Source organism: Nocardia lasii, assembly GCF_042658545.1.
Classification (GTDB): Bacteria; Actinomycetota; Actinomycetes; order Mycobacteriales; family Mycobacteriaceae; genus Nocardia; species Nocardia lasii.
The window spans coordinates 1-24349 of the sequence record NZ_JBHSQN010000007.1 but is presented as its reverse complement, the minus strand read 5'-3'; the positions used below and the strand labels follow the sequence as shown (position 1 = coordinate 24349).

The following is a 24349-nucleotide window of genomic DNA, read 5'->3' as shown; positions in this document are numbered from 1 at the left end:
CACCAGTGCACTGGCCGCACTTCGACCTACTGATCCGGGTGGCGTGGCGGCATCCAGGTGGGGGTCAGTAGGGCTGTTATGAGCAGGATTGTGCCGAGCAGGGCGATGGTGATCGACATCGACACGTAGTGGGTCGCGAGGGCTACGAAGGCGAAGACGGCCAGGGCGACTATCTCGGAGAGCAGGCCGGAGACCGAGGTGACGGTGGCTCGGGCGGGGCCCTCGATGGCGTCTTGGAGGCGGGCGCCGGCGATCACTTCGGCGTTGAAGTCGATGCCGTAGGCGACGGCGATGCCGAGGAAGCCGAGCCAGATCCAGGCTGGACCGGTGGTCGCGCCGACGGCCAGCGCGCCGGCGATGAACAGGATGCCGGCCACGAACAGGGCTACCGCGATAGTGCGGGAGGAGAGGGCTTCGGTGCGGCCCGCGAGCAGTGATCCGATCAGCGAACCCGCGACCGTGACGCCGACGAGCAGGGCCGAGGTGCTGGTGGAGGCGCCGCCGGAGACGGCGAGGAGGCCGAAGTATTCGTCGAAGGCGGTGACGCCGTAGAGGAGGGCGCCGAGGAGGACGCCGCGGCGGACCCGGCGGACTCGGAAGGCTTCGGCGAGACCGGTTTTCAGCATGGTGCGGTAGCGGGAGTCGGGTTTGCCCGCGTGCGGGCCGAGGGGTTCGGGGGTGGGGTCGTCCTCGTCCAGGTCGTCGACGGCGGTGGCGGAGATCGACTTCGGGGCGCTGGGGAGGGCGAGGGCGGTGAGGGTGTGCAGGACGCCGATGGCGACGCTGACCCAGCCGACCAGGGCGTAACCGCCGAGGGCGAACAGGGGGGCGGCGGCGAGGATGGCGATCAGGACCGTGAATTCCTGGGCGCCGCGGGCCCAACCCATGATCGAGGCGTAGGCCTGCGGTTTGCCGCGGGCGACCAGGTCGTCGTAGATCAGGGCCTCGAAGGTGCCTGATTCCAGGCAGCCGGAAATGCCCCAGACGATGAAGCCGAGCGCGAAGCCGAGAAACGAGGGCGCCACCATCCAGATCGCGAAGCAGGCGGCTTGCAGCACGCAACTCAGGATGAGCAGGCCGCGACGCGAGACGGTGTCGGCCCACGCGCCCGAAGGCACCTCGAGCAGGAACGCGGTCACCGACCACAGGGCCAGCAGCAGCGAGATCTGGGCCGTGCTCAGGCCGTGGTCGGCGAACAGGACGCCGTAGAGGGCGTAGATGGGCAGCAGATCACGGGTGCCCTTGAACAGCACCGCGCGCGCGGCGAGATCGCGGACCGGGTCACGAGTCACCCAGGCCACCGTCCGTCGGAGCGGGGAAGATCAACAGCCGTAGATGAGCATGCGCATGCACCCAATATTTCGCCGGTCGACGGGCATCGTCAAGCGAATATTCGTCCGCGATCATCTCGCGTGCGGCCGTGCCGCGACCCGGCTCTAGCCGAGGGGGATCCACCCGTTGGCGGCGAGGGACTCGTCGTCGTCGGAGGCGGGGGTGCCGGTGAGGGAGCGGCCGTCGTTGAGGTCGTTGATGAGTTCGGCGACGGGGTGGGAGTCGCTGTAGTGGTAGCCCTGGGCCAGGGCGAAGCCGAGTTCGGTGAGGACGGCGGCCTGGTATTCGGTTTCGACGCCTTCGGCGATGACCTGGAGGTCGAGGGACTTGCTCAGGGCGGCGATGACGCCGAGCAGGGGTGGGGCGGGGGAATCGGAGCGGATGGCGGCGACGAAGGACTGGTCGACCTTGAGGATGTCGCTGGGGATGGTGGCCAGGCGGCTCAGCGAGGAGTAGCCGGTGCCGAAATCGTCGATGGCGATGCGGACACCACGATCGCGCAGGGTGTGCAGGTTGGCGATCGCGGTCTGCGACTCGGCGGCCAGTTCGCTCTCGGTGACCTCGAGGACGAGCTGGTCGGCGGGCCAGCCGGTGTCGGACAGGATGGTCGCGACGCGTTCGGCGTATTCGGTTTCGGCCAGCTCGAGACCGGAGACGTTCACGTTGAGGGTGAGGTTCAGCGAGGCGAAGCTCTCCTGGAGGCGGGCGGCGTCGGCGCAGGCGCGGCGCAGGACCAGCTCGTCGAGGTCGGAGATGAGGTCGTATTCCTCGGCGACCCGGATCAGGCCCTCGGTGGTGACCTCCGGTTGCGCGCTCGACGACCAGCGCAGCAGGGCCTCCACGCCGACCGCCTGGCCGCCGTCCTCGGTGAGGCTGACGATGGGCTGGTAGTGCACGTCGAGGGCGCCGCGGTCGATCGCCTCGCGCAGTTCCACCGCCAGCGGCAGTTGCCGGGAGGATTCGAGCACGGTGCGGTTGCGGCCCGCCTGCTTGGCCCGGTATAGACCCACATCGGCCCGGCTGACCAGCAGTGATCCGGACTCGCCCGGCTGCCACGAGGTGACACCGGCCGAACAGCCCATCGTCACCGCGGCGCGCAACTGCTCGGTGAGCAGGATCGCGGCCTGCTCGGTGGTGCCGGGCAGCAGCAGCGCGAACACGTCGCCGCCGAAACGGGCCAGGACCTGGCCGGGAGCGAGCAGATCGAGCCAGGTGTCGGCGACGCGTTGGAGCACGGCATCGCCCGCGCGGTGGCCGAGATGGTCGTTGATCTTCTGGAAGCGGTCGAGATCGACCAGGACCAGGGACATGCCCTGACCGCCGCGACTGGCCGCGTCGATCGCCGGATTGAGCTGCTTCTCGAAACCGCGCCGGTTCAGCAGGCCGGTGAGCACGTCGATATCGGCTTCGGCGGCCATCCGGGTGAGGATGCCGACCACCACGCCCGCGCCGAAGGTGACCCCGGCCGGAATCAGGCCCGACCACCACGGCAGGCCGCGGGCGGGCAGCACGAGCAGGCACAGCACGATCGCGAAACCGATGTGCGCGGCGGCGCGGCTCCACGCGAAGAACAGGGCCGCGTCGCAGGCGACGAACACGAAGAACGAGGCCAGCGTGATGCCGCCGACCAGGTTCGGGAAGTCGTAGACGGCGATCGCGACGAGCACGGTCGCGGTGGCGAGGTAGGCGTGATGCAGGCCGTGCGGCATCCGCGGACCCCACGCGAGCAGCGTGAGACCCAGCAGCAACGAGATGGCCGCGGCGGTGCCGACCACGAGCCGATTGCCGTCGTCGCCCGGCGCGACGGCAGTGATCATCAGACCGAGGACACCGCCGAGAACGTAGAACGCCCCCGTTGTCCTGGCCATAACCTTTGCCGTCGCCAACGCCGATGCCGCCCGCACCCGGGTTCGGGTATCGCCGCGCGCCCCGATTCCTCGCACGAGCACCAGCCTAGATGTTGATCGGTCAGGGTGTTCGCCACATCCACAAATACGATGTCAGCAAACTACTAGCATCCTACGGCTTCAGCACATCGGTGCCGACGAACGGGACCAGCGCCTCGGGCACCCGCACCGAACCGTCGGCCTGCTGATGGTTCTCCAGGATCGCCACGATCCAGCGCGTGGTGGCCAACGTGCCGTTCAGCGTCGCGGCCGTCTGCGGCTTGCCGTTCTCGTCCCGGTAGCGGACCGAGAGCCTACGCGCCTGGAAGGTGGTGCAGTTGGAGGTGGAGGTGAGTTCGCGGTAGGTCTGCTGGGTGGGCACCCACGCCTCACAGTCGAACTTGCGCGCGGCCGAGCTGCCGAGGTCGCCCGCCGCCACGTCGATCACGCGGTAGGGCACATCGATCGCGGCCAGCATCTCGCGCTCCCACGCGAGCAACCGCAGATGCTCGGCATCGGCCTGCTCGGGGACGGTGTAGACGAACATCTCGACCTTGTCGAACTGATGCACGCGGATGATGCCGCGGGTGTCCTTGCCGTAGCTGCCCGCCTCGCGCCGGAAGCACGACGACCACCCCGCATAGCGCTTGGCGCCCGCGCTCAGATCGAGGATCTCCTCGGAGTGGTAGCCCGCCAGCGGCACCTCCGAGGTGCCGACGAGGTAGAGGTCGTCCTCTTCGAGGTGGTAGACCTCGGCGGCGTGCTGGCCGAGGAAACCGGTGCCCGCCATGATCTCCGGGCGCACCAGCACCGGCGGGATCATCATGGTGAAACCGTGCGCCACGGCCTTCTGCGCGGCCAGCTGCAACAGACCCATCTGCAACAGGGCGCCGTAACCGGTGAGGAAATAGAACCGCGAGCCCGACACCTTCGCGCCGCGCTCCATGTCGATCAGCTTCAGCGACTCGCCGAGCTCGAGGTGATCCTTGGGCTCGAAGTCGAATTCCGGTGGGGTGCCGACGGTTTCGAGCACGACGTAATCGTCCTCGCCACCGGCGGGCGCACCCTCCTGGACCACGTTGGAGATCGCGCGCGCGGCCGCGTCGAGGTCGGCGTCGGCGGCGTTCTGGGCCACCTCGGCCTCTTTGACCTTGGCGGACATATCGGAAGCGGCGGCCAGCAGCGCGGGGCGCTCCTCCTTGCTCGCCTTGCCGATGACCTTGCCCATCGCCTTGTGCTCGGCGCGCAGGTTGTCGGCGGTGAGCACGGCGGCGCGACGCGCGGCATCGGCTTCGAGCAGGGCGTCGACGAGCGCGGGGTCCTCACCGCGGGCCCGCTGCGAAGCACGGACAGCTTCCGGGTTCTCGCGCAGGAATCGGAGGTCGATCATGAGCAAACAGCCTAGTTGCTCACACAATCCTTACTCTTTCGGGCTATACCAACCGGGCAGCGTGGGGGCATAGTTGCGGTGTGAGTCCCACTTTCGACACCGCCGTCATCGATACCGCGATCACCGACCTCACCGAGGGGGAGAAGACCTGGGCCGCGACCGGCCTGCGCCGTCGACGCGAACTCCTCGACGAACTCGCCGCCCTCGCCGCGCGCGACGCCGAGGCGTGGGTCGCCGCGGCGCGCACCATCAAGAAGCTCGACGCCGACAGCCCGCTGCTCGGCGAGGAGTGGATGTCGGGGCCGATGACGATGATCGGCGGCGCGCGGGCGCTGAGCGAGACGCTCGCCGCTCTGGAGCAGGGCGCGAGCCCGATCGACGGCGTCGAACTCGGCACCGCGCCCGGCGGCCGGGTCTCGGTGCCGGCGCTGCCGCACGGCATCTTCGACAAGCTGCTGCTGAGCGGATTCACCGCCGACGTGTGGCTGCGACCCGGCGTCGACGCGGCCACCGCGCGGCGCAAAGCCGGTCTGGCACAGCGCAATCCGGCCGAGACCGGCGGGGTCGGGGCGGTGCTCGGCGCGGGCAACATCATGTCGATCGCGCCGCTGGACACCCTCTACGAACTCTTCGCCAACAACCGGGTCGTCGCGCTCAAGCTCAACCCGATCACCGACCCGCTGCTGCCGGTGTTCCAGGCGATCTTCGCGCCGTTCATCGAACTGGGCGTGGTGCGCATCCTCACCGGCGGGGCCGCCGAGGGCGGCTACCTGGTCAACCACCCGCAGGTCGCGCACGTGCACATGACCGGCGGCGCGCCCACCCACGACGCGATCGTGTGGGGCCCCGGCTCGGACAAGACCGGCGAACCGGTGCTCGACAAGCCGATCACCAGCGAACTCGGCGGCGTCGCGCCCGTCATCGTGGTGCCCGGCCAGTGGTCGGCGGCGGACCTGAAGTTCCAGGCCGAACACGTGGCCACCCAGCGCCTGCACAACGGCGGCTACAACTGCGTCGCCGCGCAGACCGTGGTGCTCGCCGCGGACTGGCCGCTCAAGGAGCAGTTCCTGACCGAACTGCGCGCCGCGATCGACAACGCGCCCGCCCGCACCGCCTACTACCCGGGCAGCGACAACCGCATCGCCGGCGCGCTCGAGACCTACCCCGACGCCGCCCGCGCCAACGGTCGCCTGCTGGTCGAGAACCTGCCCGCCGGGGACACGCCGCTGCTGGTCACCGAGTACTTCTCCCCCGTCCTGGGCGTGGTGGAACTGCCCGGCACCGGGGCCGAATTCCTCGACAACGCCGTCGATTTCGCGAACAACGAGCTGATGGGCACCCTCGGCGCCAACATCATCGCCGACCCGGCCACCATCACCGCGCTCGGCGACGAACTCGACACCGCGATCGAGAACCTGCGCTACGGCACCGTCGCGCTCAACGCCTGGACCGGTCTGGCGTTCCTCACCGCCCGCGCGAGCTGGGGCGCCTACCCCGGCCACACCCTCGACGACGTCCAGTCCGGCATCGGCATCGTGCACAACGCGTTCCTGCTCGACGATGTCGAACGGACCGTGGTCCGCGGACCCTTCCGGCCCGCGCCGCGCGCCCTGCTCGGCGGCGAGTACACGCTGAGCCCCAAGCCGCCGTGGTTCGTCTCGAACAAGACCGCCACCACCACCGGTCGCAGGCTCACCGACTTCTACGGCGACGGAAAGGTGCGTCGACTGCCCGGGATCTTCCTGTCCGCACTGCGCGGCTGACCCGTAGCAGCGCCCCGGCAAATACACTCGGCGTCGATGTCGAACAAGCAGAGCACTCCAGTCGAGGGACCCGCCGCGCCCGGTCGCGGCGGCGCCCTGCATCTGTCGGCGACGAAACTGCGCTGGGGGCTGCTGATAGCCGCCCTCGGCGCGATCGTCGCGGCCACGGTCACCATGACGGTGACCGGCTTCGACACCGACAAGGTCGAAGCGCACCACCCCGGCAGCGAGCCCGTCGTGCGGGACAAGCAGTTCAGCAGCGCGTCCGAGGGCGACTGCCTGACCTGGTCCAAGCCCGACCGCAGCGACCTGGTGAAGGTGAACTGCGGCGACGAGCACCTGTTCGAGGTGGCCGGTGTCATCGACCTGCGCGCGTATCCGGGGCGCGAGTTCGCCGAGGGCACCCGCCACCCGGACTCGCTGCGGATGACCGAGCTCAGGGACGAACACTGCGTGAGCGCGGTGCAGAAGTACCTGGGCGGGCGGTTCGATCCGCGCGGCAAGTACATGGTGAACGTGATGTCGCCGAGCCCGGCCGGGTGGCAGCACGGCGACCGGACGCTGCGCTGCGGGGTCCAGGTCGCCGCGACCACCGCCAGCCCGGCCACCTCCGGCAGCATCACCGAACCGGGCACCGGCCAGTCCAAGGTGCACCCGGTCGGGACGTGCCTCGGCATCAACCAGAACCTGCCGACCGATCCGGTGGACTGCGCCCAGCCGCACGCGGTGGAGATCGTCGGCACCGTCGATCTGGGCGATCACTTCACCGGCGGGCCGCCGTCGGAAGCCGATCAGGACAAGTACGTCGAGGCCGAATGCAACCGCCTCTCCGCCGACTATCTCGGCAGCCCGGACGCGATTCGCAACAAGACGCTCACGCTGTTCTTCGACTATCTGGAGCCCGCCAGCTGGCTCGCGGGCAGCGATCAACTCGACTGCTGGCTCGGAAAAGGCGCCGACCGTGAGGGTTTCGCGCCCATCGTCGGGTCGGCGCGGGGCGAGATCCTGATCGACGGGCAGGCGCCGGTGCCGCCGCCGAACACCGGACGCTCCACACCGGCGCCGCTGCCGGGCGCCGCGCCGCTGCCGCCCCAACCCCAGCCGAGGTGATGTTGTCCGAACGGATGCCGGCGTCGCGGTTCGAGGAGTTGGTGGGCGACGCGCTCGACCAGATCCCGCCGCGCCTGGCCGCGGCCATCGACAACGTGGTGGTGCTGGTAGAGCCCCGAAACGACGAGGAACCGTCGCTGCTGGGGCTGTACCACGGGATCGCGCTCACCGAGCGCGACAGCTACTACGCCGGATCGTTGCCCGACACGATCACCATCTATCGTGAGGCCATTCTCGACATCTGCGAGACCGACGCGGACGTGGTCGAGGAGGTCGCGATCACCGTGATCCACGAAATAGCACACCATTTCGGGATTGACGACGACCGGTTGCATGAGCTGGGATGGGGCTAGCGAAAATTGGGTGGGGAATCGATGGAACCGAACGACCCGCTCTCGCGTCCAAGTACTCGTAGGGGGAATTCTCGTGGTTCCCGATAGTCGCCACCAGAAGGAGTCGGGTCATGGTCGGACACGTTCTCGTATCACCTGAAATCGTCCTCGCCGCATCCGCGGAGCTGGACCTGCTCGCCGAGCGCCTCGCGCTCGCCGCCGGCCTCGCCGGGCCCGCCACGCATGTGCTGCCCTCCGGCGCCGAGGAGGTGTCGCTGCTCGCGGCCTCGCACTTCAACAAGGCGGCGGGCACGCACGACAGTTCCATCGCGCAGGCCATCCTCGAGCTGCACCACGCGGCCGCGACCCTGCGCTCGCAGCTGAGCACCCACATCGGCGAAGACGTGGCCCGCGCGGCCACGATCAGCGCCATCCAGGTGTAAACGCACCCCACACCCGTCGACGATCATTCACTCAGGGGAGAAGACAGCATGACCGCAGGGATCACCGGGGTGTTCTGGCTACCTCGTTTGGCCGAATTCAACTCCACCACCCTCAACGCGGGCGCACACGCGATCCCGATCAGTGCCGCGAGCGGCTCGTGGGGCACGCTGGCCGCCGCGTGGAGCGACGCCGCCTTCACCATCGCCCGCGTGATGGCCGAGGTCGGTACCGGTCTGCAGGGCGTCAACGGCATGGCGGTGCTCTCGCGCCTCACGCCGTTCGCCGGCTGGGCCAGCCAGCAGGGCGCGCTCGCCGCGGCCATGGGCGTCAAGTGCGCCACCAACGCCACCTCCTACACCGTGGCCTCGATCGCGATGCCGAGCCTGCCCGAGATCCTGGCGACCAACGCCGCGGTGGTGGCCTCGGCCAACCCGCCCGGTGTGGTCTCCGGTGCGTTCGAGGTGGCCGAGGTCGTCAAGCACGCCATGGACATTCGCGCCGCGCTGGTGATGGAGACCTACGAGGCCGCCACCACCGCCGTGGTCACCACGCCCGGCGAGTTCTCCATGCCGCCCGCCATCGCCAGCGGCGCGGGCACCGCCTCGCAGGGCGATTTCGGCAGCGGCGACCCGATCTCGACCGCCGTGGCCGCGGTGCAGGCCGTCGCGTCCAACCCCGGTGTGGTCAGCGCGGTCACCCAGGCGGCCAACACCGCCGGTGGCATCGTGTCCAGCGGTGTCGGCACGGCGGGCAATATCGGCGCCTCGGCGATCCAGGCGGCCACCGCGGCCACCATGCCCGCCGGTACCGCCGCCGCGCCCGCGATGGCGAGCATGGGCGGGGTCAGCGCGGGCGGCGGCATGACCGCGTCGGCGGGTCTGAGTACCGGTGGCGGTCTGGCCGCGGGCGGGCTTCGGCTGCCCGAGGGCTGGGGAGCCGCGGCGGGTGCGCCCGCAGCGGCGAGTGCGCCCGCGGTCTCGGACTCCACGGTCGTCAACCGCGCCGACGGCGCACCCGTGCGCAACACCGGCGCCGGCGCCAACCCGCTGATGGGCAACCGTCAGAAGGGCGAGGACGACGACGAGCACGACGGTCTCGACTACGTGCGCGCCGACGAGTTCACCGACGGTCGCTACGTGGCCGAAGGCGTCATCGGCGCCGACCTCACCGGATCGGCCAAGTGACGGTTCTCGGCACGAGCAGCGGAGGTTCGCTGCTCGGCGCCGTCGTGCTCTCGCTCGACGACATGCAGTTCCTGCTCGAGGCACTGCAATTCGACGAGATGCCCGTGGTGCTCGACGCCACGGGCCGCTATGACGATGTCACCGCGCACGACGCCGCCATGACCGCGGCCAAGGACGCCCTGGCCGAACGCGAACTGCTGTTCGGCCGCACGGTGACACCCGAGCTGGCCGAACGGCTGCGGGTGCTCTACCGGCCGCAGTGGATCATCGCGCTGCGCTGGGTGGTCGGCGGTCAGGTGAACCGATTCTGTCTGGCGCAGGGCGACGACCGCGCGGTCGTCGCCCTGCGCGGGCCGGACTCCTACGTCATCGACGACGCCGGACTCGATCTGCCCGGTGCGGTGCTGCAGGCACTCGGCCAGGTCGAGGCGCTCGAGCTGTACGGAATGAACGCTCCCACCGAACAATTGGCGCCGATCTTCGGCGACACCGGTGACGCCGCCGCCACCACTGTGCGATTGAGCAAGGTGGGCCACCCGTCCACCGACGCGCAGACGCTGGCTTCGGCGCTGGTGGAGATCCACTCCTACGCCGAGATCGTCGGCGTGGCCTACGGCGACGGCACCCGCGACGTACAGGACAACCACATCGCCGTATTCAACACGCGCGCAGGCCGATTCATCATCACGGCCAGCGTCGCCGACGACGGGGTGAAGTGGTCGTCCATCGCCAGCGGAACCAACGCGCGCCTACGCACCGCGGTGGCCGACCTGATCGAGTCCCTCCCCGTCCGCACCGAATTCCCCACCGCGACAGCGAACAACCTGGGCTGACCTCCGGCGCCGGCCGCTATCCCATCGGATCGTCGGCCGACGGGTCGGCTTGGACCGTGAACGGTGGGGTGAATTTGCCCCAGCGCAGGCATTCCCAGCCGCCGTCCTCGGTGGGGAGTAGTTCGATGGTTTCGGTGTTGTCGAGGTGGTTGTTCGTCGTGAACGGCGGCGCCACCCCGGCCAGCCACTTGCCGAGCAGGCGCATGGCGGCGCCGTGGTTGACGATCAGGACGTCGCCGTCGGTCTCGCCGGTCAGGAACTCCTCGCGCAGGCCGTCGAAGACCGGCAGCATGCGGGCCAGGACCTCGTGGCCGGATTCGCCGCCGGGGGCGCGCAGGTCGAGTTCGCCGAGGTGCCAGCCTCGGTAGATCTGCTGGAACAGTTCGTGGGCTTCCCGGTCGGAGCGGCCGTGCAGGTCACCGACCTGGACCTCGTAGAGGCCGTCGAGGACCATCGCCTCGGTGCCGGTGGCCGCCTCGATGTAGCTCGCGGTCTGGCGGGCGCGCAGGGCGTCGGAGGACACCAGCACCTGGGGTGCGCGTTCGAGGCTCGCGCCGAACGCTTTCGCCTGTGCCACACCACGTTCGGTGAGCGGCAGGCCGGGGACTTCGGTGTCGAGGATCTTGGCGACATTGCCCTCGGTCTCGCCGTGGCGTACCAGAATCAACTTCGCGCGGGTTGTCATAGGTCCGCGACCCCCTTTCGCAGTTGGGTCAACCATTCGGCGGCGGGCTCGTCCGAGGGCGGCGGGGTTCCGACCGCCGCGGACGCAGGCCATGATCCCAGGAATCGGACCTGGGTCGTGCGATGCAGGGCTTTGAGCGTTTCGGCCACGGCCGGGTCGTCGATGTGGCCGACACAGTCGAGGTAGAAGCGGTAGGTGCCCATGCCGGTGCGGGTGGGCCGGGATTCGATGCGGGTGAGATCGACTCCGCGGGTGGCGAATTCGGCGAACGCGCGCATCAGGGAGCCGGGCTCGTTGGGCAGTTCGAAGACCACGGAAGTGCGGTCGGCGCCGGTCGCGGCCGGGGCCACACCGGGTTTGGTGACCAGGACGAAGCGGGTGATGGCCTGGTCGTGGTCGGCCACGCCCGCCGCCAGGGTGACCAGGCCGAGCCGTTCGCCCGCCAGCGCGGTCGACACGGCCGCGTCGGCGGTGCCCGCGGCCACGTCCTCGGCGGCGGCGGCGTTGGAGGCCGAGGTGAAGGGGCTCGCCTCCGGCATGGTGCGGGCCACCCACTCCCTGACCTGGGCGGCGGCGACCGGATAGGCGGCCAGGGTGCGGACATCGGCCATGGCGGTGCCGGGGCGGGCGAGGATCGCGAAGCTGACCTCGAGTTCGGTCTCGGCCATGATCTGCAGGCGCGGGCCGATGGCGAGGGAGTCGAGGGTGGCGGGGATGGACCCTTCCACCGAGCTCTCGATGGGGACGACCGCGCCGTCGACCTGACCGGTGCGGATGAGGTCGAGCGCGGCACCTTGACTGGGCGCGGCTACTCGCTCGACCCGGCCGTCGAAGGCCCCCGAGTTCTCGAACTTGGCCAGAGCCATCTCGGTGAAAGTCCCGGACGGCCCGAAATACGCGATACGCGGCACAACGCAACTTTAGCTGGATCGAATGGGGGGCTGGCGTCGTCGAGGTGGGGGGCCGGGGGTGTGCGATGGCGGAGTTCAGGTTTACCCGTCCCGGGAGGGTTCAGGAGCTGTGTTTGTTGGAGCGCTGCGCGCTCGAGTCGGGGCCCTTCGGGCCCCTCCGGGTAGAGACATACAGGGTTGGGGTGACTCAGGATGTTTACTCGGGGTGTTGGGCTGGGGGGTGGGCGTGCCGGGCGTGGTCGGGGGAGCTACGACGCGTTGGGGTTCAGTGGTCCAGGACCCGGAGGGCCTCTCGGACTGCTTGTTCATCGGGGGTTTCGATGGCCAGCAGGACGGTGCGGGTGGCTTCGATGGCGGGGGGTTTCAGGGCGTTCAGGAAAGGAAGGTTCGGGGTGGTGAGGGCGGTGGGGATGTCTTCGCCGCAGAGGGCGGCTACGGTGCCTGCCACTACGGCCAGGGCGCGGGGGCCGGAGGTGGTGTGGGCGACGAAGCCGTGGTCGGCGTGGGCGATGGCGGCCAGGAAGGCGGCGAGGTCGGGGTCGGGGATGTCGACGTCGACGGGGGCGGGGGAACTGCCGGTGGGGCGAACCAGGTCGGCAACGAGGCTGCGGCGGGCGGGGGCGGCCAGGTTGAGCAGGACGGGTTCGGGGTGGGCGTCGCCGTGGTCGTCGTGCGTCATCCGTTTACCGTATCGGCTCGATTCCTCGGCCTGTCCTCTTGCGTGCCGGACGTTTGTAACTTAGCTTAGGTTTACCTAAACAGACGTTCGCGGAGGTTGTCATGCCGAGCCCCACCACGATCCTCGCGCCGACCACCGCCGAGCGCGTCCGCAGTGCCTGCGCGCACGCGGAGACGGCGGTGATCGCGCTCCCGGGAATCGACCCCGTCCCCACCTCGCTGCACCACCTGCGCCGGTGTGGCGACGCGGTGATCGCGGTGCCCGAATCCTCGCTCGCGGCGCAGCTGGCGGCCACCGCCAACGAGACCTCCGCGGTCCTCGAACTCACCGATCACGCGCCGCTGCCGCTGCGCGAGCCGGTCCGGGCCCTGGTGTGGCTGCGCGGGTGGGTGCGGCAGGTACCGATCCAGGCCCAGCGCGCGCTCGCGGTCGAAATCGCCAAGGAATACCCGCATCCGGGCCTGCTCGACGTCGGCCACGGGGTGACGCTGATGCGGATCGTGGTGAACTCGGCCGTACTGGCCGACACCTCCGGCGCCGAATCGGTCGACCACGCCGACCTGCGCGCCGCCACCGCCGACCCGTTCTGCGAGATGGAAGGCGCCTGGCTCCAGCACATGGCCGAGGACCACGCCGACGTCGTCGCCCAACTCGCCCGCCACCTGCCCACCCGCCTGCGCGGCGGCGTCGTGCACCCGCTCGCGATCGACCGCTACGGGCTCACCCTGCGGGTGGAGAGCAACGACGGCGATCACGATGTCCGCCTGCCCTTCCCGACGCCGGCCGAGGACATCGAGTCGCTCAGTCGCGCGGTCCGCGTGCTGGCCGGGTGCCCGTTCCTGAACGGCCTGCGCCGCATCTGAGGCCCGAACGCGGCGTTCGTCTCACTTCGCCCCGCACCGCCCGGCGCGACCCGATCCGAACGCGTTCGCTGCTTACACTGCGCGGCATGCGAGTCGACCCTCCCCCAACCCCACTCAGCGAACGGGACAGGCTCGGGCTACGGGTCGAGATCGCGATCGTGCTGCTGGTGACCTTCGGGTTGAGCGGGATCAGCGCCGGGCTGTCGCTGCTGGATTCGGCGTTGTCGCCGGGGTCGCTCGGCGGGCGGACGGTGGCGTTGAACGCGTCGCGGTCGAACAACTCGTTCCTCGATCTGATGTTCCAGCTCGTCGGGATCACCCGGCTGCTGGCGTGGGCGGCACTCGGGCTGTATCTGCTGTGGCGCAGCGGGATCGGGCCGAAACTGATCGGACTGGCGCGGATTCGGCGCGCGGACGTGCTCGCGGGCTGTGTGCTGGCGGCGGTGATCGGGCTGCCGGGGTTGGCGCTGTACCTGGTCGCGCACGCGATGGGGGTCAGCGTCACCATCGTGCCGAGTTCGCTGTCGGAGCACTGGTGGCGGTTGCCGGTGCTGGTGCTGTCGGCGTGCGCGAATTCGGTGGCCGAGGAAGTGCTGGTGGTGGGGTACCTGATCACCCGATTGCGCAGGCTGGGGTGGTCGGAGAACTCGTCGCTGGCGGCCTCGGCGCTGCTGCGCGGGAGCTATCACCTGTATCAGGGGCTCGGCGGCGGGCTCGGCAACATCGTGATGGGCGTGATCTTCGGGCGGTACTGGCAGCGCACCGGTCGACTCTGGCCGCTGGTGCTGGCGCACGCGCTCATCGACGCGGTCGCCTATATCGGGTACAACGTGCTGCGCGGGCGGGTCGGCTGGTTGCCGTAGTCGATCACTGATGTGCGCGGCGTGTCGCGGCGAGTTTCACCACACCGCCGCGTTTCGCGCTAACGGCGGGACGCGCGGAAGGTATCCAGTAAGAACAAGCGCACTGGCGCACCCGACGATCAGTAGAGTTTGACGGTGATGAACGGCGACGATCCCCGCGAGGACCCCCGTAAACGCCGGGTGCCGCCGTCCGGCCGCCCCGGCGGTCCCGCCGTGCCGCCGCAGGGACGTCAGGTTCCCCCGCAGCGCCGACCCGTGCCGCCGGTCGATCCGCGCCACCGCCCGCCCGGCGCCCCGCCGCGCGACGATCGCCGCCCACCCGCCCCCGCGCCGCGCCCCGGCGACGCCCGCCCGAGCCCCGAGGACGGGCCGACGGTCCGCTACAACCCGGCCCCGCGCCGGGGGGCCTCGCACATCGAGCCGACCCAGGTCCTGCACCGTGGCAACTCCGGTGACCAGCCGCTGGCGTATTCGCAGATGCCGGTCGAGCGGGTCGAACCCCGGCGCCCACCGCCGCCGCAGCGGCCCGTTCCGCGTCGCGAACCGCCGCGCCACGCGCCCACCCAGCGTCCTGTCCCCCATCACGACGCTGTTCCGCCGCGTCGCACGCCGCCGCCCGTCGACGCGGGCAGGCAGCCGCGCGCGCCGCGTCGCCGGGGGAAGCGGCATCCGTTCCGCTGGTTGATGGTGCTGGTCGTGCTGCTGACGGTCGGGCTCATCGCCGCGGTCGTGCACCTGGACAACTCGCTCACCCGGATCGACGCGCTGCCCTCCTACAGCGGTCGGGTGGGCAACACGCCCGGCACCAACTGGCTGCTGGTCGGGTCCGACGGTCGCAGTGACCTCTCCACCGAGCAGCAGCAGGAACTCGCGACCGGCGGCGACGTCGGCAACGAGCGCACCGACACGATCATGCTGGTGCACATCCCAGGTTCGGGGCCGACCACGATGGTCAGCCTGCCGCGCGATTCCTACGTGAGCATTCCCGGGCACGGCAAGGACAAGCTGAACGCGTCGTTCGCGCTCGGCGGCCCGGAGCTGCTGGTCCAGACCGTGGAAGAGGCGACCGGCGTGCGGATCGACCACTACGCGCAGATCGGCTTCGGCGGGTTCGCGAGCGTCGTGGACGCCATCGGCGGGATCGAGATGTGCCTGGACGAACCGATCGTCGACCCGCTGGCCGGGCTCGATTTGGCCGCGGGCTGCCAGACGCTGTCGGGTCCGCAGGCGCTCGGGTACGTGCGCACCCGCGCGACCCCGACCGCCGATGTCGACCGGATGAACCGGCAGCGCGCGTTCATGGCCGCGCTGCTGAAGAAGGCGACGGGCGCGGGCACGCTGGCGAATCCGTTCGCGCTGTGGCCGATGGCGACCGGGGTCGCGGGCTCGCTGAAGGTCGACAACGGCGACCACATCTGGAACCTGGCCTCGCTCGGCTGGGCGATGCGCGGCGACACCGTCACCACCAGCGTGCCGATCGGCGGGTTCGACGACACCGAGGTGGGCAACGTGCTGCTCTGGGACAAGCAGCGCGCGATCGCGTTCTTCGAGGCGCTGGCCGCCGACGAGCAGATTCCCGAGGAGCTGATCACGCGGTAACGTCGAAGGTATGGATGCGACGTTCACCGAATTGCTACGGGCCCAGGTCAGAGCCGGTCTGACCACGGCGCATCAGTATCTGGCCGCGGCCGTCTACTTCGACGCGAGCGATCTGCCGGAGCTGGCCGCGCACACCTACGCGTGCTCGAGTGCCAACCACGGCCACGCGATGCGGATGGTGCAGTACCTGCTCGACCGCGACGCGCCGATCACCATCGGCGGCCTCGACCCGGTGCGCTCGGAATTCGACTCACCGCGCGCGGCGATCGCGTTCCTGCTCGACCGGGAGAAGGGCAGCACCGCGCAGATCAGCGGTCTGGCCGCGGCCGCGCGCGCGACCGACGATTTCCTCGGCGAGCAGTTCATGCAGTGGTTCCTGGCCGAGCAGGTCGACGATGTCGCCGGAATGACGACGCTGCTCACGGTTCTCGACCGGCAGGACAATCTGTTCGATGTGGAGGAATTCATCCGGCGCGAACTGCGTGGAAAGGTGCGCGCCGATGCCACCGCGCCCCGAATGGCAGGCGCGAGTTAGGAAATACTTGGTTAGGGAATACTGTCCTCAATAAGGCTACACTTGGATGACAACCCCCTATGACCAGCGTTAATGTGGCCGCCATGTCGATTCATCCGGAAGCCCCTCGCAGCAAGTTCCACACTCTGCTCCAAGACCAGATCCGGCATGAGTTCAATGCCGAGCACCAGTACATCGCCATCGCGGTGTGGTTCGACAATAACGATCTGCCGCAGTTGGCGAAGCGTTTCTACGCCCAGGCTGTGGAAGAGCGCAATCACGCGATGATGATCGTGCAGTATTTCGTCGACCGCGACATCGCCGTCGATATCTCCGGCATCGATGCCGCCAAGTCGAAGTTCGACTCCGCTCGGGAGCCGATCGAACTGGCGCTGGCCCAGGAGAAGACGGTCACCGACCAGATCGTGCAGCTGGCGAGCACTGCCCGCGAAGAGGGCGATTACCTCGGCGAGCAGTTCATGCAGTGGTTCCTCAAGGAACAGGTCGAGGAAGTCGCGAGCATGACCACGCTGCTCAATATCGCCGATCGCGCCGGGTCGAACCTGTTCGATCTGGAGGCGTTCATGTGGCGTGAGCTGAGCACTCCGAAGGACACCTCGGGTGCGCCTTCGGTCGCGGGCGGCAGCGTCTAGTTCGACCGATGACGGATTCGGCTCGCTGGTGGCGAGCCGAATCCGTCATGCGTTGATCACCAGCCGGAGCCGGAGCCGCCCGAGCCGGTGTTCGCGAGAATGGTGCCGATCACCATCTGGGCCAGGCCGGCGATAGATCCGAGAAATTCCACGATGCCTCTTTCCTCATTCACCGGTTGTCCGGTTCACTGCGTGAACCTAGCCGAGCGAAACTGTGAAAGAAGAATGTTTCATTAAGTTCAGCGCAGGGTGACCTGACGCGAACGCAGGCCGTCGCGCGAACGCCGTTCCTCGGTGGTCATCGGCTCCTCCGAGGCCAACGCCTCGGCCAGGCGGGCGCCGAATTCACGCGCCGGAGCCTCCCACTCGGTGGGATGACGCTCGGGATCGAGATCGAACACCGGCACCAGCAGGCCGTGCGTGCGGAACGAACCCGCGAAACGCGAACCCTCGCCCATGTGCAGGCCACCGTTGGCGTGCACGCGCGCCAGCGCCAGCATCAGCGCGTCCTCGTCCTCGGGACGGATCCAGCGCACGTGCGCCTTCTCGCCCGCGTCGACCCACCAGGCCGCGCCGACCGAATCCGGGCCGAGGTTCAGGCGCGCCGAGGGCATGATCGCCTGCTTGGCCTGCTCGATCGTGGCCGCCACCTGCGGATCCGGGGTGACACCCTCGGGCACCCACCAGTCGAAGTCCTGGTGCACGGTGAGCTCGAGGTCGGCACCGGGATCGATGACATCGGCCAGGCGCGGCCCGCCCTCGACACTCTCGGAAGCACCCCGCGAGTCGCCGGGCTCGGCGGACTGGGTCCACAGGATCGCCGCGGCGATATCGGCCGACGGGTCGTCCCCGCGGAACTGCGTCTGCGTGCCGACGAAGCCGATCGGCTCGTCACCGGCGCGCACCAGCGCGGACACCGCGCCGGGCAGCACGGTCGCCAGGGTGACCTCGCGCTGCGCGGCCACACCGGGCGCGAGCTTCAAGGTCGCGGTCGCCGACGGCACGAACTCCCGCAGCGCCACCAGATCACATTCGGCCGCAAGCCCCTCGAACGGCCGCGTCACGGCCGCAGATGCCTGCTCCTGCGCCGCACGCCGCTGCGCGAGACGCTGAGCCCGATTACTGTCGGGCTTCGGACTGTTCCGCTTGCTTTTACCCACGCGTGAAGTCTAGGTCGGCCGCCCCCGAACCCCGCACTCCCCCACGCTGGACGGTTGATCACCACGCTGTGGTGGTGGGAAACCGGGCTGATCCGCGCCACCAGAGCGTGGTGATCTCGAAGTTCCTAGACGCCGGCGAGGAGGGCTTTGGTGCGGCCGGGGTGGTTGGTGGCTACCCAGCTGACGCCCAGGTCGGCGCAGAGGGTGACATCCTCGACGTCGTCCACGGTCCAGCAGTAGGTGGCGCGGCCCGCCGCGGCGGCTTTGTCGACGAGTTCGGGGTGTTCGCGCAGGGTTTTCACCGACGGGCCCACGGCGGTGGCGCCTACGGTGGTGGCCGCGCCGCCGCCGAGGAATCTCGACGACTCGCCGAGCAGGACCGTGGGCAGCAGTGGTGCGGCCCTGCGGATTCGCCAGACGGCGGTGGCGGCGAAGGACATCACGACCGCGCGGGAGTGGTCGGCGGAGGCGGGGGTGGCGATGCCGAAGCGTTGGAGTTCGGCCAGGACCTTGTTCTCGACCAGGGCGCCGTAGCGGACGGGGTGCTTGGTCTCGATGAACAGCTTGGTGGGACGGGTGCGCCAGTCCAGGACCAGGCCGATCAGATCGCTCAGCGCCAGCACGCCCTGTGGTTCGTCCTCGGTGCCGAAGTTCATGTCGCGCAACTCGTCCAGCGTCAGTTCGCTGACCATGCCGGTCGCGTCGGCGGTGCGGTCGACGGTGCGGTCGTGCACGCAGACCAGGTGACCGTCGCGGGTGAGCCGGACATCGCACTCGACGCCGTCGGCGCCCTCGCGCAGGGCCAACTCGTACGCGGCGAGGGTGTGCTCGGGCTGTGCCGCCGACGCACCACGATGCGCCACCACGAAAGGTGGGCGATTGCTCTGGCTCACTTGGCCACGACCTCCTCCTGCGTTCGCTCGAGCTCATCGTGCCCGGCTCCGGCCGGTTCCGCGACAGGACCGGGCGTCAGGGGCGCGATGACGATCTGCGCCGGATCGGCCGCCATCACCCAGCGATGCGCCGTCCGCGGGGCTCCGCGCAGGTCACGGCCTTCCAGCGTGCGCACCATCCACAGCGTGAGGACCGCGAAACCGGCCGCGCACAGGTTGGTGAACCCGGTGAAGGAGACGCCGTCGGCCTCTGCCTGCAAGCTCGACGCGTCGCGCCACAGGATGGCCGCGAGCACCAGCAGACCACTGAAAGCCCAAGCGGCCCACCAGATTCGCACGGCGCGCTGTTCGCGCGGGTCGGGGCGGCGGCCGAGCAGTTCGGTGAGGAAGACCCCCGGCCAGACCAGGTTCACGCCGGGGATCAGGCACCCGGCGATCAGCGTCCAGCGTTTGCGCGGATCGCGCGTGCCGAGGGCGGTGAACACGATCTTGCGGGCCTCGATCAACCAGGCCGTCAGCGAGACTGCCGCCACCAGCGCGCACAGGGGCGCGAGGATGCCGAAGGTCCACACGGTCGCGTCCGAGATCCACAGCAGCCAGCCGGGAATCAGTTTCGCGCGGTTCTGCAGCAGGATCAGGTAGCGGCCGTACTCGGCCAGGCCCGCGAGCACGAAGGCGACCGTCGTCAGGACGAGCAGGCGGTCACGGCGGTCGGCGATGCCGCGCAGCGGACGCACGGGCTGGCTCGGCTGTGCGGGCGGCGGATCCAGCAGGCCCCAGCGCGGGGTCTGGGTGTACTTCGGGGTGGGACCGAGCGGGGCGGTGGCGGTGGGGCTCGCCTTGCGGGTGCGGTGGTCGGGCCTGCGCGCGACCCAGCGGTAGTTGCGTCGATCGGCGGGCGCGTCGACCCGGCCGGGCGAGAGCAGGACGCCACGGCAGCGCGGGCACCAGTGCATCGGCGTGCCCTGCACGGCCCATCGCGCACCACAGCGCGCACATGGTTGCACCACTGAACTCACCCGCGCACCCCGCTTCCGTCCTAGTAGATCTTGGCTTCGTGGTCACCGTCGGCGACCACCGGGCGCCCGGTCTGCTGCCAGGCCACCATTCCGCCCGCGACATTGACCGCTTCGTACCCGACATGGGCGAGGTAGCGGACGACCTCGATGGAACGACCGCCCTGGCGGCACACGACGTAGAGCTCGGCGTCGATGTCGAGCTCGTCGAGGCGGGCGGGCACATCGACCATCGGAATGTGGATCGCGCCCGGTGCGTGCCCGAGCGCCCATTCGTCGGGTTCGCGCACGTCGAGCAGCTGCGCGCCCGGCGCCGGGTCCGCGTCGTCGAACGCGGTGGGTACCGCACCCACCGGCACGGTGGGGACATCGGAGCTCGTCACGCCTCGATCCTGCCATGTCGCGCGCGAGGGCGGGCGAAGCCGTCCGCGGCACCGGACCCAGCAACCGGACAGCACACGGTGACCGGGGTGAACCTGTCAACCATGCTGGCACCCCCCTAGCGCACTCGGGAACGACCGATCCGGGACTCCCCTCCATGTCATCCCGGAGCGGTCGTTCGCCGCTGACGTCGGGATTCGTGGAATCGTTCGGTCCCGACATCTACTTGGACGCGAGCCGACCCGTTTCGGTTCCATAAAAACGAGATCAATAGAGAAAATCTTAAATCCTGGGATCCTCCCGGGCCGCTCGGTAGCCTGATCGCATGAACGTGAGCAGGGGGCTACTCGACAGTTTCGACATCCACGGCTTGAATACCGCTTTGTCCGAATCCACGTGTCTGGGTGTAGACGTGGATGCCGCGGCCGGGCGTCTGCAACTCGCGCTCGAGGTGCTGACACTCCCCGCGGACGGACCCGCTCCGATCGACACGAAAGTACTGCTGACCTTCACGGGAGTCACCCGGGTGGCAGCCTCCTTACGCATTCAGCGCTGGGACGATGTGGCACCACGGGTGCTGCCCCTGACGCTCGACCAGCTCGACGAGGCCATCGAGAGCTTCGGCGGCGGCGGCCTGCACGGCTGGGAGTTCATCGACCTCGACGACAGCGGGTGGACGCTGTGGAGCGAGCTGCTCAGCTTCGACACGGTGCTCGACCAGCGCATCGCCGCGCACGTCATGGAGTTCTCCCAGGAGGAGGGCATCGACCCGCGCGAACTCGACGTGCGCGTGTGGTTCGACCGGATCACCGTCACCGATCCGGCGGGGACCGAGATCCCGATGAACGAGTTCATCGACGGCGGTCGGCGCTGGTGGGACGCGCACGCCACCGGCGACGCCAGGACGACGAAAGCCGATATCGCTCCCCCGCTCTAGCATTCGACTCCCGCGCGGCCCGCACGACGGCGTCCCCCGATCGCAGTTTCCCTCTCGCTGATCGCAAGGGAATGCGGAGCCGCGTGTGCGAGGTTGCAGCGAGCGGGTGTACGAATGGTGGTTGGTGTTGTCGTCCAACTGGGCGCACACAGCCCGACATACGGAAAGGGACATCGTGGCCGTCTACACGCTGCCGGAACTGGACTACGACTTCGGCGCACTGGAGCCTTACATCTCCGGTGAGATCAACGAGATCCACTACACCAAGCATCACGCTGCCTACGTCGCCGGCGCCAACAAGGCGCTCGAGCAGCTCGAGGAAGCTCGGGAGTCCGGCGATCTGGCCGCCATCCTGCTGCTCGAGAAGAACCTCGCCTTCCACCTCGGTGGTCATTACAACCACTCCGTGTGGTGGAAGAACCTCTCCCCCAACGGTGGCGACGCGCCGGAAGGCGACCTGGCCGCGGCCATCGCCGACCAGTTCGGTTCGTTCGACAAGTTCCGCGCGCAGTTCACCGCCGCCGCCAACGGCCTGCAGGGCTCCGGCTGGGCCGTCCTGGGTTACGACACCCTGGGCCAGAAGCTGCTGACCTTCCAGCTGTACGACCAGCAGGCCAACGTGCCGACCGGCATCATCCCGCTGCTGCAGGTCGACATGTGGGAGCACGCCTTCTACCTGCAGTACAAGAACGTCAAGGCCGACTACGTGACGGCGTTCTGGAACGTGGTCAACTGGGCCGACGTGCAGGATCGCTTCGCGCGCGCGGTTCAGCAGGGCAAAGGCCTGATCTTCGGGTAAGGACAAACCCTCCAGAGGCCCCTCGGCAGCGGTTCGCTGTCGGGGGGCCTCTGTCGTACCACTGATCTCGCACGAACATGGGTAACTCGTCGGGCACGGGCTCAGCCCGCCCCCGCCCGGCCGTCGGCCGCGCACTCGACACACGACCCACCTGAATCTGGCCAAGATACGCGGGGAGGCGGGCTAGCACTCGGTGGTACTTGTGTGCCAGTTGGGTTTGGGGTTATTCCTGTTCTATACGGGCACAGTACGGGCACAGTCGCCCCCGGTAGTCGGGAGGCCATCATGAATACACAGGGTCCGATCGGGATCACGCCGTTTCAGGCGCAGGGGCGATTGCGAGGGTTCGTGGTGTCGGGGCGGTGGCCCGACACCACCAAGGAATGGGCGCAGGTGCTGGTGTTGGCCGTGCGGGTGGCGTCGATGCCGGGGCTGCTGGTCACCACCACCGTGTTCGGGGTGCGCGAGGAGCTGCCCGACGATCCCGAGCCGGGGACGGTGGGGTTGGTGATGGCCGAGGGGCCGGTGCTCGGGGACGAGGCGATCGAGCCGGGTCGGTTCGCCGCGCGGGTGCCGCCCGCGCTGTTGATGCTGCATCCGCCGTCGGAGACGCGGCCGACGCTGCCCGAGTGCGCGGGGGCGGCGTCGGGGTGCGTGTTGCTGCCCGGGGTGCCGCACCTCGGGTTGGAGCATCGCGCGGCGTGGGCCGAAGCCGAGCTCGACGGGACGATCACCTCGCTGGTGAGTCGGGTGGGGATGGATCTGATCAGCGATCCCGATACCGCCGTGCTCGCGATGCTGTTGGCGGCCTGAACTTTTCGCGCGCACGGGGTGGCGAACTGCGGGCAACAGGGTCCCCGGCTGCCGAATTCAGGGGAACCGAACTATCACCGCAGTACGTCCAAACTTATTGTGCCCATTGAGATTTGGCTTACGAGGACTTGGCATACCCGGAGCAATCGGACTAGAGTGGTGGACAGCGAAGGGGAGTAGCCCGTAATCCGCACAATCGACATACTGATCGCCGCCTGATTCGGCGCGATCCGGTTGTGCGAACCGGTCACCACCGGTGGGCGAGACCTTCGGCCACGAACCGATCAATTCGACCGGTGTGGCTGAAGGCGCACCCGTCTCAGCCGCAGGCCGGAATACCTCCTGGGAGCTGACTTCATGATCGCCACGATCCTGCTGAGCTTCGGCGTGATCTTCCTCGCCGAGCTGGGCGACAAATCGCAACTCATGGCGCTGACCTTCTCGCTGCGCTACCGCTGGTGGGTGGTGCTGGCCGGGATCAGCGTCGCCAGCGTCGCCGTGAACCTCATCGCCGCGGGCGTCGGCCACTTCCTCGGCACCGCGCTACCCGCGAACGCCATCGCCGTCGTCACCGCCCTCACCCTGCTCGCCGTCGGCCTGTGGACCCTGCGCGACGCGCTGACCACCTCCGACGACCCCGAGGAAGTCCCCGCCGCCCCGAACGCCCGCAACGCCTTCCTCGTCGTGATCTCCGCGTTCACCCTCGCCGAACTCGGCGACCGCACCATGTTCGCCGCCGCCGCCCTGGCCTCCAACAACAGCTGGCTGGCCGTCTGGATCGGTTCCGTCGCGGGCATGGTCGCCGCCGGCGGACTCGCGATCCTCGTCGGCAAACTCGCAGGCAAACACCTCCCCGAACGCGGCATCGCCATCACCTCGGGCCTACTGTTCCTGTTCTTCGCCGGCAAAACGATCCTGGACGCATTCGCGTCGAGCCTCGGCAGCTGGGCCTCGATCGCGCTGGCACTGATCGCGCCGACACTGGTCGCCGTCGGCATCGCCACCCGCCGACACACCACTCCACGCAAAGTCGAACTGGCTGGCACTGCGCGCTGAACCACGCCCCCAACCTTCAATACCCAGTTCAAACACCTGGGCCAGGTGCACCTGGATGTCCCCGGCAAGCACCAAAACACCCGCCCAACCACCAACGCCCCACCCAGTTCAAACACCTGGGTCCAGCACCCCTGGGTGTTCTCGGCGCGCCTCCGCCTCTGGACTGAGTGGAGGGTGCGACGAAGGAGTACCCGGAGCGAGGGAAGAGGCGGAGTCAAGCGCCGAGAACCGCGGCGCCAGCCGCCAAAAAACA

The 24349-nt window shown here is 69.1% G+C and carries 25 protein-coding genes; 15 read left to right on the top strand and 10 right to left on the bottom strand.

All coding sequences use genetic code 11. From position 1 onward, the window contains the following. Positions 1–26 precede the first annotated feature (26 nt). From ACFP3H_RS11820 to serS, 3 genes are all read right to left on the bottom strand, one after another. Positions 27–1301 (bottom strand): MFS transporter, encoded by a 1275-nt coding sequence (locus ACFP3H_RS11820; protein WP_378603987.1) that lies wholly within the window; start codon positions 1299–1301, stop codon positions 27–29. A gap of 135 nt (positions 1302–1436) precedes the next feature. Next, on the bottom strand, positions 1437–3200 hold the full coding sequence (locus ACFP3H_RS11815; RefSeq protein WP_378603984.1) for a putative bifunctional diguanylate cyclase/phosphodiesterase: 1764 nt from the start codon (positions 3198–3200) through the stop codon (positions 1437–1439). 151 nt (positions 3201–3351) lie between these two features. After that, on the bottom strand, positions 3352–4608 hold the full coding sequence (gene serS / locus ACFP3H_RS11810; protein WP_378603981.1) for a serine--tRNA ligase: 1257 nt from the start codon (positions 4606–4608) through the stop codon (positions 3352–3354). Between the two features lie 80 nt (positions 4609–4688). Here serS and ACFP3H_RS11805 point away from each other — a divergent pair, with 80 nt between their 5' ends. The 6 genes from ACFP3H_RS11805 (at position 4689) to ACFP3H_RS11780 (ending at position 10274) form a co-directional block, all read left to right on the top strand. Continuing rightward, the gene (locus ACFP3H_RS11805; protein WP_378603978.1) at positions 4689–6371 is read left to right on the top strand and encodes an aldehyde dehydrogenase family protein; all 1683 of its coding nucleotides are present in this window, start codon (positions 4689–4691) and stop codon (positions 6369–6371) included. A gap of 36 nt (positions 6372–6407) precedes the next feature. Continuing rightward, positions 6408–7481: a septum formation family protein gene (locus tag ACFP3H_RS11800; protein ID WP_378603975.1), complete on the top strand. Its 1074-nt coding sequence runs from the start codon at positions 6408–6410 to the stop codon at positions 7479–7481. Beyond that, positions 7481–7834: a metallopeptidase family protein gene (locus ACFP3H_RS11795; RefSeq protein WP_378603972.1), complete on the top strand. Its 354-nt coding sequence runs from the start codon at positions 7481–7483 to the stop codon at positions 7832–7834. The genes ACFP3H_RS11800 and ACFP3H_RS11795 overlap by 1 nt, the downstream gene beginning before the upstream one ends. 110 nt (positions 7835–7944) lie before the next feature. Then, positions 7945–8256, top strand: coding sequence for a PE domain-containing protein (locus tag ACFP3H_RS11790; protein WP_378603969.1), 312 nt, complete (start codon positions 7945–7947; stop codon positions 8254–8256). Positions 8257–8304: 48 nt separating this feature from the next. Beyond that, positions 8305–9441 carry a PPE family protein gene (locus ACFP3H_RS11785; RefSeq protein ID WP_378603966.1) on the top strand — a complete coding sequence of 379 codons (1137 nt, stop codon included), beginning with the start codon at positions 8305–8307 and terminating at the stop codon, positions 9439–9441. Next, entirely contained in the window at positions 9438–10274 is an 837-nt protein-coding gene (locus tag ACFP3H_RS11780; protein WP_378603963.1) for an ESX secretion-associated protein EspG, read from the top strand. Before ACFP3H_RS11785 ends, ACFP3H_RS11780 begins: the two co-directional genes overlap by 4 nt. 16 nt (positions 10275–10290) lie before the next feature. Here the strand turns inward: ACFP3H_RS11780 and ACFP3H_RS11775 are convergent, their stop codons facing one another. From ACFP3H_RS11775 to ACFP3H_RS11765, 3 genes are all read right to left on the bottom strand, one after another. Next, complete coding sequence (locus ACFP3H_RS11775) at positions 10291–10959, bottom strand: histidine phosphatase family protein (protein ID WP_378603960.1); 669 nt, start codon at positions 10957–10959, stop codon at positions 10291–10293. Then, on the bottom strand, positions 10956–11870 hold the full coding sequence (pheA, locus tag ACFP3H_RS11770; protein WP_378603957.1) for a prephenate dehydratase: 915 nt from the start codon (positions 11868–11870) through the stop codon (positions 10956–10958). Before pheA ends, ACFP3H_RS11775 begins: the two co-directional genes overlap by 4 nt. Positions 11871–12135: 265 nt before the next feature. After that, positions 12136–12549 carry a hypothetical protein gene (locus ACFP3H_RS11765; protein ID WP_378603954.1) on the bottom strand — a complete coding sequence of 138 codons (414 nt, stop codon included), beginning with the start codon at positions 12547–12549 and terminating at the stop codon, positions 12136–12138. Positions 12550–12650: 101 nt separating this feature from the next. Here ACFP3H_RS11765 and ACFP3H_RS11760 point away from each other — a divergent pair, with 101 nt between their 5' ends. The 5 genes from ACFP3H_RS11760 (at position 12651) to ACFP3H_RS11740 (ending at position 17041) form a co-directional block, all read left to right on the top strand. After that, positions 12651–13412, top strand: a complete 762-nt coding sequence (locus tag ACFP3H_RS11760; RefSeq protein WP_378603951.1) for a DUF2470 domain-containing protein — start codon at positions 12651–12653, stop codon at positions 13410–13412. Positions 13413–13498: 86 nt separating this feature from the next. Next, positions 13499–14275 (top strand): CPBP family intramembrane glutamic endopeptidase, encoded by a 777-nt coding sequence (locus tag ACFP3H_RS11755; protein WP_378603948.1) that lies wholly within the window; start codon positions 13499–13501, stop codon positions 14273–14275. Positions 14276–14413: 138 nt separating this feature from the next. Further along, complete coding sequence (locus tag ACFP3H_RS11750) at positions 14414–15874, top strand: LCP family protein (protein WP_378604425.1); 1461 nt, start codon at positions 14414–14416, stop codon at positions 15872–15874. 10 nt (positions 15875–15884) lie between these two features. Then, the gene (locus ACFP3H_RS11745) at positions 15885–16409 is read left to right on the top strand and encodes a ferritin (protein ID WP_378603945.1); all 525 of its coding nucleotides are present in this window, start codon (positions 15885–15887) and stop codon (positions 16407–16409) included. A gap of 83 nt (positions 16410–16492) precedes the next feature. Further along, complete coding sequence (locus ACFP3H_RS11740; protein ID WP_378603942.1) at positions 16493–17041, top strand: ferritin; 549 nt, start codon at positions 16493–16495, stop codon at positions 17039–17041. A gap of 239 nt (positions 17042–17280) precedes the next feature. Here the strand turns inward: ACFP3H_RS11740 and ACFP3H_RS11735 are convergent, their stop codons facing one another. The 4 genes from ACFP3H_RS11735 to ACFP3H_RS11720 all read right to left on the bottom strand — a co-directional run bounded on the left by ACFP3H_RS11735 (position 17281) and on the right by ACFP3H_RS11720 (position 20493). Continuing rightward, a complete protein-coding gene (locus ACFP3H_RS11735) occupies positions 17281–18201 on the bottom strand; it encodes a DUF5926 family protein (protein WP_378603939.1) in 921 nt (306 codons plus the stop codon). 125 nt (positions 18202–18326) lie between these two features. Then, a complete protein-coding gene (locus tag ACFP3H_RS11730; protein ID WP_378603936.1) occupies positions 18327–19094 on the bottom strand; it encodes a glycerophosphodiester phosphodiesterase in 768 nt (255 codons plus the stop codon). Next, positions 19091–20113 (bottom strand): DUF4328 domain-containing protein, encoded by a 1023-nt coding sequence (locus tag ACFP3H_RS11725; RefSeq protein ID WP_378603933.1) that lies wholly within the window; start codon positions 20111–20113, stop codon positions 19091–19093. Before ACFP3H_RS11725 ends, ACFP3H_RS11730 begins: the two co-directional genes overlap by 4 nt. A 20-nt stretch (positions 20114–20133) precedes the next feature. Further along, positions 20134–20493, bottom strand: coding sequence for a rhodanese-like domain-containing protein (locus ACFP3H_RS11720; protein WP_378603930.1), 360 nt, complete (start codon positions 20491–20493; stop codon positions 20134–20136). A gap of 323 nt (positions 20494–20816) precedes the next feature. Here ACFP3H_RS11720 and ACFP3H_RS11715 point away from each other — a divergent pair, with 323 nt between their 5' ends. The 4 genes from ACFP3H_RS11715 to ACFP3H_RS11700 all read left to right on the top strand — a co-directional run bounded on the left by ACFP3H_RS11715 (position 20817) and on the right by ACFP3H_RS11700 (position 24096). After that, positions 20817–21428 (top strand): hypothetical protein, encoded by a 612-nt coding sequence (locus tag ACFP3H_RS11715; RefSeq protein WP_378603927.1) that lies wholly within the window; start codon positions 20817–20819, stop codon positions 21426–21428. Positions 21429–21603: 175 nt separating this feature from the next. Beyond that, positions 21604–22227, top strand: a complete 624-nt coding sequence (locus tag ACFP3H_RS11710; protein WP_378603924.1) for a superoxide dismutase — start codon at positions 21604–21606, stop codon at positions 22225–22227. A gap of 285 nt (positions 22228–22512) precedes the next feature. Continuing rightward, complete coding sequence (locus ACFP3H_RS11705; RefSeq protein ID WP_378603921.1) at positions 22513–23040, top strand: peptidase; 528 nt, start codon at positions 22513–22515, stop codon at positions 23038–23040. Positions 23041–23397: 357 nt separating this feature from the next. Continuing rightward, complete coding sequence (locus ACFP3H_RS11700) at positions 23398–24096, top strand: TMEM165/GDT1 family protein (protein ID WP_378603918.1); 699 nt, start codon at positions 23398–23400, stop codon at positions 24094–24096. The last annotated feature ends 253 nt before the right edge of the window (positions 24097–24349 follow it).